This window comes from Mycobacterium colombiense (assembly GCF_001672755.1).
GTDB lineage: Bacteria > Actinomycetota > Actinomycetes > Mycobacteriales > Mycobacteriaceae > Mycobacterium > Mycobacterium colombiense_C.
The window spans coordinates 83607-96037 of record NZ_LZKI01000162.1; the positions used below are offsets into that span (position 1 = coordinate 83607).

The following is a 12431-nucleotide window of genomic DNA, read 5'->3' on the forward strand; positions in this document are numbered from 1 at the left end:
CGGTTCTCAATACGGGTTCAGGCACAGGGCGAAGGAGCGGTCGGGCGGCGCGGCCACGTACACCGAGTTGCATTGGTTGCTCGAGCGCACTCGCGCGGCAACCGTGTACACCCCGTCGCGGTGTTCGCAGTCGACACCGAACAGGTCCAGCGCGTCGTTGCCCGTGCTGTTGCGCAACTGAAGCTCCACGCAGGTACCGATCGGCACGGTGGCCAGGTCCAGCTTCGGGCCGCGCGGCACCGTGGTGCCCGGCGCGACCGACGTGATCGTCCGCGGCGGCAACGGCCGGGGCAGGGCGGAGCTGGACGCGGTCGCCGGCGTCGAATCGCTTGGGCGGGTGCCCCAATACACACCGCCGAGGATCAGCAGCACACACATCAGGTAGCCGATCACCAGGCCGGCGATCGCGGCCGGGCGCCCCCGTTCGCCGCTGCGATTGATTTGCGGCAACGCGAGATGACCCATCACGATGCCGGCGGGCGGGACGATCACCCCGAAGACCGGCGAGAGCACCGCCAGCGTGTTGTAATCCGCGCGGGGCGGCCGTCCGCCGAACGGCGCGCCCGGGTAGCCGACCGGGGTCGTCGGCGCACCCCCGTATGAGACGGTGGGCGGCGGTCCGCCGAACGGGTCGCCGGACTGCGGCGCAAAAGGATCATCGCTGGGATACATCCGTTCAACCCTTGAAGTCGACGATGCAGGCGTACACGGTCTTGTTGTGGTTCCACAGCGTCGTGGGGGTCTTGCAGGAGTCGTTCGACAGCAGCTGGGTCACCTGCAGCACGCCTTCGCGCACCTCGCACGTGACGGGGTAGATGGTGATGAAGTCCGCCTTCTCCGACGGGTCCGGCTTGTTCTGCTGGACCTCGATGCAGTCACCCACCTTCAGGTCGCTGACGGAGACGCTCGGGCGCTGCGCAGGCGGGGCCGTGATCACCGTGGTGCGAGCAGGCGTCGGTGGCACGTACGGGCTGGGGGCCGCCGTCTTCACCGTGTGCGAATCGGATCCGCTGGTCGCCAGCCACACCGTCAGCGCGCCGACCGCCAGCACGATGATCAGATACGAGGCCGTCAGCCCGAAGATGGCGCGGTCGCGGCCACGCTGGTGGCGCTGGCGGATCTGGGACAGCGCCACGTGCCCCAGCGCGGCACCAGCCGGCGCGAAGACGAACGCGAAAATCGCCGACAGCGTCGCCAACGTGTTGACCTCGGGCTTCGCCCCCGGGAAGCCCCCAGGCCCCGCAGACGACTGATGCGGCTGGGTCTGCCCGAATGCCGGTCCCTGGCCGCCGGGCTGTCCCCCAAACGGGTCGGCACCGAACGGATCCTGATAACCACCGCTATATGTCATCGGTGCCCCTCGATGCAGGGCCGGAGCTGGTCACCCATCCCCCCATCAGCCGCCATCCCATTCCCCGTCAACGCGCCGGTTCGGCGGCGTTCACCGTCACCACATGCCCTGAAACTCGAGACGTCCCACCGCAACAAATCAACATAGTCGGTGCAGGCACGACGCACTCTTTTTCCAGCAGAAGCAGCTTTCGGTACTGCTACATATAGTGCTGTGCCGCGCACACGCGCAATTTAGGCTGCGGCCCAGCGTTCGCCACCCGGCCCGTCCTGACGTTAACTGCAGATCCGGCATCACCAGTCGGACCACATCAGATAAGTTAGCTGAGCGGCACTCGAATCCCGTCGGGCAGTTAGCTCAACCGCGCGCATCTCAGCCGGTCGCGCCTTTGGAGTTCAGAAAGGCGACTATGCCCTGGGTGACCGCGGCGGCATATTTCGCCCGACCGTCCGGACTTTCCATTCGCGCCAAGTCACCGGCGTTTTTCATGTTGCCCAGTTCGACGAGGACCGCCGGGTACTGCGCCAGGTTCAGCCCCGCGAGATCGTCGCGGCCGTACAGGCCATCCGAGCCGATGTAGGTCGCCGGCTGTAAACCCGACTGGACCAAGGCATCCCGCATCGCGTGCGCCAGCTGCACGGCGGGCCCGGATTGGACGTCGTTGAGCGGCGGGCTGGAGTAGTTGACGTGGAATCCGCTGCCGGAGGGTGGCCCTCCGTCGGCGTGGATGCTCACGATCGCGTCCGGGTGCATGGCGTTGGCCGCCGCGGCCCGTTGGTCGATGCACGGGCCGACCCCGCCGTCGCTATCGCGGGAGAGCTGGGTGCGCACCCCCATCTGGTTCAGCGAATCGTTGATCAACCCCACCACCGCCCAGGTGAAGGCGTGCTCGGCATAGCCGTCGTCGGCGACCGCACCCGACGTCTGGCACGGCTTGGTGCCGCCGCGGCCGTTGGGGACCTGCTGGTTGATCGACGCGTCGTTCACGGCGTTGTGGCCCGGGTCGAGGAAGACCGACATCCCGTTTACGCCGGCCGTGGCACGTGGGGCGGGCAGCCATGCGCCGGCGGTGACGATCGCCGGCATGACACCGGCGATCTTCAGGACGTCGCGGCGTGCGACGGATCGCGGCCCGCCCGGGCGATCACTCACCGCGCGATGGTAGCAATCAGGATTCCTCGACTGCAGCCATCAGGGCGACGCTCACGCTCTTCAAGAAGGTGGCCGGCACGCTGTAACCGCACGTCACCATCCTCAGCCTGCCCTCGTAGGTGGTGACTCCGGTCAGATACTCGCCATCGGTCTGGCTGAGCACCACCGGTCCCCACACCGCCGTCGGGCGCAAAGGGTTTGCGCCATCAAGGTTTTGCACGCCGAGGTTGGTAACCATGATGTCCCACGGGCTGATCCTGCTGAAAAGCTCCTCGGCATCGGCGGTTTCGGCATCTGGGGTGATCATCTGCTCGAGCGCAAGCGACGCCGAACGGATTCCTGGGGCCGACCGGGCGACGCCGAGCTGGGCTGTCGTCGCGCGGGCCTGCTCCCAGAACGGTGTCCCATCCCACGGCGCGTGCCCCGTCGCGGTCGGCACGATGCACAGGGCGCAGCCCCCCTCGATTCCGAGAATCGGCCGCAGGTTGATGGGGTTGAGGACGCGGATGAGCTCCTCGCCGCGGTCCGTGGCGCGCACTCGGCACATCGCCACCACCAGCGCCGCGTGCACCGTGGTGTGTTCCGCGCGGCAACGCCGTACCAACGCCGCGGTGTCCGCGGGGGTCATGGCCACCGTGCGCACGTTGGTCAAGGCGCCGTCGAAGGGACGGATGGTGCTGGGCTCGCTCATTCTCGGGTCGTCGGCTAGCGCGGTGGGGTCCGGCGGGTCTGCCGCTTCGAGCGTGTTGGTGATCAGGCCCTCTTGTGCTTGCGGCACAGGCAAACTCGCGAGATCTCGTCCGTTGAGCGCGGCAATCAGGTCGGTGAGCACGACGATGGAACTGATTCCGTCGGCCATCGTGTGGTCGAAGGTGAGCAACAGCGCGCTACGCGTCGGGGCCTGCAGCAACGTGGCGCGCATCAGCGGCGCGCGCAACCGGTCGAACGGTCGGCTGAGCTCCTCGGCCGCGGCGGCCTGCCACGCCAGTTCCGTATCGCTATGGACGGTCAGCTCGATGGGCGCCACGGTCGCCGCGCGATAGAAGCCCAGGCGGATACCGGCCCGGTCCTCCACGTGTACGGACAGCAGCGGATGCCGTCGCTGGACGGCGGCTAACGCGGTCCGCAGCTTGTCCGCGTGGAGCGGTTCGCCAAATTCCGCCACGATCGAAAAGGGAGCGGGATTGCGCTCGCTGTATCGGTAGAAAAGCCGCTCCGCCGCTCCAAGCGGCCTAATGAGAGTGGTTGCCTGGTCGTGAAGCGGGTTGTTGACGATCACCGAATCTCCCAACGCCGGTAAAGCACTGCGACACAATGCATACAGCCTCCCTGGCGACTCGGTTCATCGGTTCGAAAGCGTTCATCTGACGTTCAGCTGCGGAAGGCGCAATGCCCGCGCGACCAGTTTCCTGCCACTCCGGCGACCCCGGCTCCTCGCGATGAGCCACGTTTTCCACAGATCGCGACATCAACCGCCTTGCGCGCGCTCAGGTGGCCGGGACTCAGCATCCGGCGTTGCCATACTAAAAAGTATGTTACGGTCGGAGGCATGTCCGTGGTTGAAAGCCGCCCACTGCATGGCGTGACCGAAAATTTCGTTGCGCGCTTGGCCGATCGTGCCGAGGAGGCCGAGCGATTGCGGCGCCTGCCCGCGGCGACGATCGGCGATTTCCGCCAGACCGAGCTATTCCGGTTGTTGCTGCCGGCCCGCTTCGGCGGCCTGCAGGCATCGTTTCCCGAACTGCTGCAACCGATCCGGCGCATCGCGCATGGCTGCGCGTCGAGTGCGTGGACGCTGGGCTTCTACGCGCTGCACAACTGGATGCTGTCGTTGTTCGATCCGCGCCTTCAGGACGAGGTTTTCGCGTCGGGACCCGTGCTGGCGCCGGCCCCCCTGGCCCCCACCGGCCGTGGCGTACCGGCCGACGGCGGAATTCGCCTGACCGGCAGGTGGGCCTGGGCAACGGGCGCGATGGACGCCGATTGGGTGATCGTCGGCGTGCTGATCGAACGTCCGGACCGGATCGATCCGACGCTGGCCGTGCTGCCCGCCGACCAGGTGGAGGTCGTCGACACCTGGCACACCGTCGGCATGCGCGGCACCGGCTCGCACGATCTCGTCGTCACCGACGCCCTGGTGCCCGAGCATCGATTGGTCGCCGTGGCCGACATCTACGGCGGTACGGCACCGGGCGCACGTGAGCACGGTGTCCCGACCTACCGGTGGCCGATGGTTCCGGCGCTGGCGCTGACGGCGGCCATGCCCGTGCTCGGGACCGCCGAACGGGTGACCGAACTTTTCGCCGAACGGCTCAGCGGCCGCGTGCTGGCCTACAGCGGGGTGGCGCAAAAGGATCAGCCGGCCGCGCAGATCAGGCTGGGCGAGGCGAGGGTACGGCTGAGCTCACTGCGGGCGTTGGTCGACAAGACGGCCGACGATATCGAGGCGATCGTGGTCAGCGGTGAACGGGTGAGCCGATCGGTGCGGGCCGACGCACGGCTGGCGGCCGCGCGCACCGTGCACGAAAGCCGGGCGATCATCGCCAATCTCATGGAGGCGTCCGGTGCCAGCGCCCATTTCCTGTCGAGCCCCATGCAGCGCGCCAAGCGCGATGTGGACATCGCGGCGGGGCATGTGGTGTTCGATTACGACACGAGCCGAGAGTTGGCCGGGGCGTTGGCAATTGGCGCGAAGATCTCACCCATCGCCATGGTCTGAGCGGGTCGTCTCCCCCAGCATCACGGCCAGGAATCGTTCGCGCTTGGCCACCGATTGGGCCTGCTCGGCCGAGCTGGTGAGATGCAGCAGGCCGATACCCGCGGCAAAGGTCAATTCCGCGCGCAGCTTGGCGTCCTCATGGCTGAACCCGTAGTCGCTGTAAGCCTTTACCACGGTGCGCAGTAACAGCCGGTCGGCCGCGCGGATGTTTTCGGCGGCCGCCGGGTCAAGGCGGGCCCACTCCCGCATCGCCCGCTCGAGCATCCAGTACTGGGGGCTGACCAGCGTGAGTGTCAGTGCCGACAGGCGTTCCCGGGGCGGCAGCCCGTCAAGTTTGGACAGCGCCTGGCGGTCGCGTTCGAGGAATTTATTCCACGATTCGACCAGTGCGGCCCGATACTGCTCGATGTCCTCGAAGTGCCAGTAGAAGCTTCCGCGCGTGACGCCCGCCTGCTGGCAGAGGCGTTCGACTTTGAGGGCGCGCACTCCCTCATGGGCAAGCACGGTGTAACCCACTTCGAGCCAATCCTCGACCGACAGGCGGCCCGACGGCTGCTTTCGCACCTCCACACTGTCGACATTACGGGAGTCTTTCCTGGTCCGAGGGAAGATTAGGCAATCTCGGTAATTACTGTGGTCCTCACTTCGCCGGCGGAACGGGCAGTCGGGCGGTGTCGTCGAGGTCCACGTCGAGCGCGTTGAGCATCAGCGCCAGGCCCGCATATCGGCCGATCACCATCAGCGCTTCGACGGTGGCCTCCGAGCCGAGGGCCGTGTGCACCTGGTCGAACAGCGGGGCCGCGACGCGGCGGGTGGTCACCAATTCGGTCGTCAGCCGCAGGATCGCCAGCTCAGTGGCGTCGAATTCCTCTGTCTGCCAATCGGACTCGGAGGCGACGGCGTCGATGGTGGCAACGTCGACACCGACCGTCTGCGCGACGTCCCTGTGTTGGCCGAGTTCGTAGGCGCAGTCCATGAGATATGCCGTGCGCAACACGATCAGTTCGCGAAGTCGTCTGGGCAGCACCGGGCTGCTCAGGGCGGCGTCGCCGGCCACCATCCAGCCGGTGAACACCTTCTCGGCGTTGGCCAGTGCGCGATAGACGTTGAGATTGCCGCGCCGCGCGGTCAATTCGCGGGCGAGTTCGGTCATGTCTTCGGGCCGGCGATACGGGATTCGGGTCACTGGGCCAGGCCTTCGTCGGGGCTGGAGAAGGTCGGGGTGTCGATCTCGAGGTCGACGGCGTTGAGCACCAGCGCCAGGCCGTAGTAGCAGCTGACGATCATCAGCAGTTCGGTAAGCGCCTCGTCGCCGAGCAGGGCGTGGGCGGTAGCGAAGGTGGCGTCGCCGAGCCGGCGGGTGGTGCACAACTCGGTGACGGTGTCGATGAGGGTCCGTTCGTCGCCGCTGAATCCGGCCGCGTCCAGATCCCCGTTGTCGAGCAGGGCGTCGACCTGTTGGTCGGATAGCCCCGCGGTGCGGCCGAAGATCACGTGCTGGGCGAGTTCGTAGGGCGAGTCCTGCAGGTGCCCCACCCGCAGGATGATCACTTCGCGCATCCGCGGGGTGAAGGTGGGGCTTGTGAAGAGTTCGCCCGTCATCTGTGCCCACCCGTCAAAGATGTTGGGGGCGTTGGCGAGCAGTCGAATGACGTTGAGCGTGTCGGGGCGTGCGATGGGCTGTTGGATCCGATCGGGTTGGCGGTCGGTGTTGACCAAGGGCATTCGCGTCATCGGCGAGGTCCTTTCTCCCGCTGTTCGGAGCAGCAGGCTTTTGATTGCGTTTTACCGCAGGTTGTTTCGCCCTCGTATTGCGACCGTCACTTGGTCACGATTGCCGAGTTGTAGTTAGGGGCCCATGCCTGCTCGAAGACGGGGATCGGAACCTGCTCGTCGCGGCCGGTGCTGATGCCACTGTCATTGAGATGCACCACACCGGCCTTGCTGTCGATGCCGGTGACAACCACGAAGTGGTTTGCGGAGCTTCGCTTCCCGGGCCGGTTCCAAATGGTTTCGGCATTGAGGATCGCGATGATCTTGTGGTTTTGCGCCAGCTTGCGCGCCAGGGCGTCGGTGTGGGTCTGGATGTTTTCGGCGCTGATCCAGTAGTGCCACAGCAGTTTCGGAAGGTCGGCGATGTCGGTGGTGCCCATCGGCTTCCAGATCGGCCCGTGACCCGTTGCGCTCGGTGTGGTTTCGGCCAAAGCGATCATCTGCTGCTCGGTAGGTTCACGTCCCGTGAGCTGCCCGACCACATCGGCCACCGCCATTTCCCCGCAGTCGGAACCGTGTTGCTCACGCCAGTAGGGCGCGGCGGCAACGGGATCGCCATACATTCCCAACTCATGGTCGGCGTCAGGGACGGGTGCGCCGGGATTGGCATGAACCCCAGCGGCCAATATCACCGACGACCCTGCGGCGGTAGCGCACAACAGAACGACCCGGTCAACCGTTCGTGCGGCGGTGCCCCGCGCCCGCAAGGTGCTCGTCATAGGCGCCCGTTCTCGAGCCGCCGCGGCGGCGTGTAGATGTGACGAGAAAAGGCTCAGGTATGGCCCTGAACGGATATTTAACAGAAACCTGGCGAAGATGCGGCAGCGACGCGCGGGTCGTTATCGCCATGAGATCAGGCTGCAACTTGTAACAGCCAAACCGCGTGGCGCCCGTCCTGCACCCAGCGGCCAGTGCCAGCTCAGACGGCCTGCGGCGCATCGGCTTCCGGCTCGGAAGTCGCGCTGAGTTGCTGCACCAGATCGGCGGCGACAGCACGCAGCGGGACGTTCATCTCCTGGCTTTTCCGGCGAAGCAAGTCGAACGCCTGGTCGGCGTCGATCTGGTGGATGGCCATCAGCATGCCTTTAGCCTGTTCGATGGGGGCGCGGGTTTGCAGCGCCCGCTGGATGGAGTCGGCCACATCGCGGGCAGACCGGAAGCGGGAAAAGTCGCCGATCGCGCGGGACACTGCCGTGGTGAGCATGGCGAGGATCTCGGCGTCGAAGTTGTCGAACGCCGACCGCGAACGCCCATAGAGATTCAGCGACCCCAGCGTCTGGTCGTCGGTGAATAGAGGCGCCGCCAGGAAGCTGAGAATTCCTTCGTCGCGGGCCGCAGCGGCGAAGCGCGGCCACGTCGCCGCGGCGTCATCGGAGTCGACAAGCACGATGGTGCGGGTCCGGGAGGCGTCGAGGCACGGTCCCTGACCGGCGTCGTATTGCTCGGTATCGACACGCAGAGTGCGTTGGTCGGTGTGGACCGCGGTATAGATGCGACCGCCCAGGTCGATGGTCACTCCCGTGCTGTCGGCGCCGTCGACGGCGTCGTGCGCGATCTCGCAGACATGCTGCAGCAGGGTCAGCAGATCGTCCTCGTCGGCGATGCTGCGACTGGCGCTGACCAGCATCTGACCCAGCATCGTCGGCGTGATCCTGCTGTCGACGGTGGCCTGGACGACCAGGTCGGCGACCTGCTCACTGTCCTGCGCCGACGCAGCGGCCGGGAGGGAGTCGTCGATACGCCGATCAGGGGAAACCATCAGCACAGTGTGACACGAATTGCCGTCGGACACGCCTGCTGAGCAGGCATTCAAGTTTGGCGTGACGGCCTTCGCAGAAGTGACGAACGGTTGGTTCGTCGGCCGGCGCCGCGGACACCGCCGATGCCGGTTTCGGCTGACCTAGCAGCGGGCATCCGCCAGCGATGAGCGCACTACGATTCACCCGTTTGCTGGGGACCGCCGTGGCAACGGCCTGGGCGTGCATGGTCAGCGCGCCCTTCCCAATCGTGTCTGCCGCCCCGTGTCCTGACGTGGAGGTGGTATTCGCCCGCGGTACCGGCGAGCCACCCGGAGTCGGCGGGGTCGGGCAGGCTTTCGTCGACGCACTGGGGTCGCGAGTCGGCGGCAAGTCGGTCGGGGTGTACCCGGTCAATTACGAAGCCAGCGGCGATTTCAATGGCGGGGTCGCGTTCGCCGCAACGGTCGTCGAGGGGATCAGGGACGCCGGCGCTCACCTGCAATCGACCGCGGCCGACTGTCCCAACACCAGAATGGTGCTCGGCGGCTATTCCCAGGGCGCCGTCGTGTCCGGCTTCGTCACGTCGGCCGCCGTGCCCAAGGAGGTTCCCGCGGAGTTTGCCTCCTCCGTGCCCCAGCCGCTGCCGCCGGAGGTGGCCCGTCACGTCGCCGCGGTGGTGCTGTTCGGAACACCGTCAAACGAGTTCTTGCGGGACGCCGGCGCACCACCCATCACGATCGGTCCCCTCTACGCGCCCAAGACCATTCAGTTGTGCGCTCCCGATGACACCATCTGTAATGGCGCGCCCCCGGGGCCGCCCGGCATCGCCCACACCCTCTATCCGGCGAACGGCATGGTCGGCCAGGGCGCGGATTTCGCTGCGAGTCATTTATAGGCGTCGTGATTGGGTTATGCCGCCGGGTCGGGAGCGATTTGGTCCAGCCACCGTTCAGACTGGTAGCGACTCAGTCAGATACCCGATGCCATCCGAGGGGCTGGTGATTACTCCGGGTGAGGACGGATCCATTCGGTACAGTTCCACTTCCGACGCAGACCTGCCTGGACCGTAGAACGCTCGCCTCTCGCGGTCACCGTTACGCAGTGCCTAGTACGCCAACGCGCTCTCAAATGCCTTCCGTGTTGCTTTGATGACGCCTCGTGGTTTCGCGGCTCCTGGATCAGCTGAAGCCGACGCTGCCGGTGTTCTTGGCGAAACTGAGCACCACTGGGCAGATCGGCGTGACCTATCACCCGGCGCTGGAGCAGCTGCTGGTGCTGCTCCCCCACCCGGCGGGGCCTACGGGTCTTACGGAGTTACCAACAATCCGACCGGCCTGTCGGTCGGCGGCTTCACGCTGACCATCGCCGACCCGCCGGCGTGCACGGTGGGATTCCTGCCGCCATCGCAGTCGCGCTCGCCCGCCGATGTGAGCGAGGCCGACACCCCCGACATCTCTACTGCAAGCTCCGCAAGACTCGCCGATCAGCGTGCGGGGCGCGCGGAATTCCCCCTGCATGAGCAAGCCTGGAAAGCGTGCTCCCACAGTCGAATCTGCAACAGCGAGAAGGAGTATGTGCCGCTTGCCGAGAGGCAGCACGCGCCGGGCCCGTATCCACTCGACCCGAATCTGCTGTCGCAGGGTCTACCGCGGGGTGACCGGGCTGGCATCTAGGACAGGCTGTTTGGTCCGGTTGATGGGACCCCATTGCCGCCGGGGCGGCACCCGCCGGAACTCCGCCCGGGCCGCCCGCGCCGGGTTCACTAACCAGCCGTCGACGGCGGCGCAGGCGGGCGCCGCAGCAGCGGCGCCAAGCGCGTTCAACTCCAACAGTTCTGGTGTGTCGCCTTCGGTTGCGGTGCTGCGACCCGGTACGTCGCGCCCGATGGGCAGCTCCATCGGCAATCGGATTTAGTGCAGTCGAAGGCGCCGAAGACTTGGAAGGACATGCTAATCAGCTCGGCCTGAAGCCGAGCCTCTTGGCGAAATTGAACTTGGGCTCCGCGCCATCCGCCCCCAAGATAAATACAAAGCTTTCTAGGTAAAACCCCTGCGCAGCCCCAGCCGCTCGTCAGATACTGACCGGCGGAGGTAAACGCAGGAGGGTACGGTGTCGCTCGTCGGCAGCAAGTTCGGCAAATATGAAATCAAGCAGCTGCTTGGCGAGGGCGGCATGGGTGAGGTCTATGCGGCCTACGACACCAACAAGGGCAGAACGGTTGCCCTAAAGATACTTACCGATAGATACGCCGGTGATGAAACATTTCGTGCACGGTTTTTGCGCGAATCCCACGCCGCCGCAATCTTGCAGGAGCCGCATGTCATCCCCATCCATGACTGGGGCGAGATTAACGATGTTCTGTACATCGATATGCGACTGGTCCAGGGCCAAACATTGCACGAAATGCTTAAGAAAGGCGCTCTTGAACCGGACCGGGCTACCGATATCATCCGGCAGATCGCATCGGCTTTAGACGCTGCCCACGCTGCAGGGCTGATTCATCGTGACGTGAAACCCCACAACATCATCGTCACGCCAGACGATTTCGCTTATCTGGTCGACTTTGGCATCGCCGAGGCGAGAGGTGACACGCACCTGACCATGGTCGGATATGCGGTCGGAAGCTTCGACTACATGGCTCCCGAACGATTTGGTGACGAGGAGGCAACGTCAGCGGTCGATGTCTACTCGTTGGCATGCGTCCTTTACGAGGCACTCACGGGCGCCAAACCGTTTCCCGTTCACAGTGCCGAGCAGGCCATTCGCGCCCACGTATCGTCGCCGCCTCCGCGGCCAAGTGCCGTCAATCCACGCATTCCGGCATCCTTTGACGAGGTGATCGCCCGCGGTATGGCAAAGCATCCAGATGACCGTTACGGCAGTGCCGGAGCGCTCGGACGCGCGGCGAAGCGTGCGATCGCACCAGATCCGGCAATCTCGCCCGGCACCGGCACGCTGCTGGCACCTCACTACGTCGGTGCGCCTCCGAGTTACCCACCCTTCAACGCCCAATATCCCTATCCCGCAATGGGTCCGGCCGAAACAGGTGGTGCGGAGCAAGGGGGCTCGAAGAGGTTGATCGTGTTGACCGCTGTAGGGGTCGCGGTGGCACTGTTGTTAGGCGGCGTGGGATTGGCCATCGGCCTTCTCGCCCACGAGAATTCAAACACTTCGGAGCCGTCCACCGCGCCCCCTGTCACCTACACCAACCCCGTCACCACGCATGAGACGGAGTCGCCACCTTCGGCTACCCAGCCAGGGCGAGTGCCCGATTCGGTGACCTCTGCGCCGCAAGATCCCGCGCAGCAGCTACACCAGATCGCGAATGACGACCGGTCGTTCGTGAGCGCACAACTTGCGGACCGCTGGGTGCCGCAACTTAGCTCTAAGCGTCCCGGCGTCGTCGACAACGGCGTTGTGTGGGACAACGCCATGACGCTGCAAGAACACCTACGGCTCAGACAGCGCTTCCCCAACGTGAAATTGATTTGGTCGGGCGATTGGTCAACGTTTTCCGCGCCGGACTTTTGGGTCACAGTCGCCGGCATTACTTACGCCGACTCCGCAGGCCCACTGGCCTGGTGCAAGTCCCAAGGATTTGATCGAGACCACTGCGCCGCCAAACTCATCAGCACGACGCATCCCGAACCGGGTAGTACCGCATACAACTAGTTAGTTATCCCCGCCGATGGTGCAC

General features: G+C 65.5%; 12 protein-coding genes and 1 pseudogene. 4 read left to right on the forward strand and 9 right to left on the reverse strand.

The genetic code is table 11. From position 1 onward, the window contains the following. Positions 1-6 precede the first annotated feature (6 nt). The 4 genes from A5708_RS21470 to A5708_RS21485 form a co-directional block, all read right to left on the reverse strand. A complete protein-coding gene (locus tag A5708_RS21470; protein WP_065030543.1) occupies positions 7-672 on the reverse strand; it encodes a DUF4190 domain-containing protein in 666 nt (221 codons plus the stop codon). A 4-nt stretch (positions 673-676) separates the two neighbouring features. Next, positions 677-1351 carry a DUF4190 domain-containing protein gene (locus A5708_RS21475; RefSeq protein WP_065030544.1) on the reverse strand — a complete coding sequence of 225 codons (675 nt, stop codon included), beginning with the start codon at positions 1349-1351 and terminating at the stop codon, positions 677-679. 372 nt (positions 1352-1723) lie between these two features. Then, positions 1724-2503: an Rv3717 family N-acetylmuramoyl-L-alanine amidase gene (locus A5708_RS21480; protein WP_065030545.1), complete on the reverse strand. Its 780-nt coding sequence runs from the start codon at positions 2501-2503 to the stop codon at positions 1724-1726. Between the two features lie 16 nt (positions 2504-2519). Beyond that, positions 2520-3782 (reverse strand): condensation domain-containing protein, encoded by a 1263-nt coding sequence (locus A5708_RS21485; protein ID WP_065030546.1) that lies wholly within the window; start codon positions 3780-3782, stop codon positions 2520-2522. 270 nt (positions 3783-4052) lie between these two features. Between A5708_RS21485 and A5708_RS21490 the strand changes: the two genes are divergently transcribed. After that, a complete protein-coding gene (locus A5708_RS21490; protein ID WP_065030547.1) occupies positions 4053-5222 on the forward strand; it encodes an acyl-CoA dehydrogenase in 1170 nt (389 codons plus the stop codon). Here A5708_RS21490 and A5708_RS21495 read toward each other — a convergent pair. The 5 genes from A5708_RS21495 to A5708_RS21515 form a co-directional block, all read right to left on the reverse strand. Continuing rightward, positions 5202-5738 (reverse strand): TetR/AcrR family transcriptional regulator, encoded by a 537-nt coding sequence (locus A5708_RS21495; protein ID WP_196772710.1) that lies wholly within the window; start codon positions 5736-5738, stop codon positions 5202-5204. The two genes, A5708_RS21490 and A5708_RS21495, sit on opposite strands and share 21 nt — an antisense overlap. 124 nt (positions 5739-5862) lie before the next feature. Beyond that, a complete protein-coding gene (locus A5708_RS21500; protein ID WP_065030549.1) occupies positions 5863-6408 on the reverse strand; it encodes a carboxymuconolactone decarboxylase family protein in 546 nt (181 codons plus the stop codon). Next, positions 6405-6956, reverse strand: coding sequence for a carboxymuconolactone decarboxylase family protein (locus A5708_RS21505; RefSeq protein ID WP_155766121.1), 552 nt, complete (start codon positions 6954-6956; stop codon positions 6405-6407). Before A5708_RS21505 ends, A5708_RS21500 begins: the two co-directional genes overlap by 4 nt. 86 nt (positions 6957-7042) lie before the next feature. Then, positions 7043-7714, reverse strand: a complete 672-nt coding sequence (locus A5708_RS21510; protein WP_155766122.1) for a C39 family peptidase — start codon at positions 7712-7714, stop codon at positions 7043-7045. A gap of 200 nt (positions 7715-7914) precedes the next feature. Beyond that, the gene (locus A5708_RS21515; protein WP_065030576.1) at positions 7915-8754 is read right to left on the reverse strand and encodes a GAF and ANTAR domain-containing protein; all 840 of its coding nucleotides are present in this window, start codon (positions 8752-8754) and stop codon (positions 7915-7917) included. Positions 8755-8918: 164 nt separating this feature from the next. On the opposite strand from A5708_RS21515, the gene A5708_RS21520 reads away from it, so the two are divergent. The 3 genes and pseudogenes from A5708_RS21520 to A5708_RS21530 all read left to right on the forward strand — a co-directional run bounded on the left by A5708_RS21520 (position 8919) and on the right by A5708_RS21530 (position 12406). Continuing rightward, positions 8919-9629, forward strand: a complete 711-nt coding sequence (locus A5708_RS21520) for a cutinase family protein (RefSeq protein WP_065030551.1) — start codon at positions 8919-8921, stop codon at positions 9627-9629. Between the two features lie 266 nt (positions 9630-9895). Beyond that, positions 9896-10701, forward strand: a pseudogene (locus A5708_RS27670) (virulence factor Mce); the annotation flags it as partial. A gap of 142 nt (positions 10702-10843) precedes the next feature. Continuing rightward, positions 10844-12406, forward strand: coding sequence for a serine/threonine-protein kinase (locus tag A5708_RS21530; protein WP_065030553.1), 1563 nt, complete (start codon positions 10844-10846; stop codon positions 12404-12406). The last annotated feature ends 25 nt before the right edge of the window (positions 12407-12431 follow it).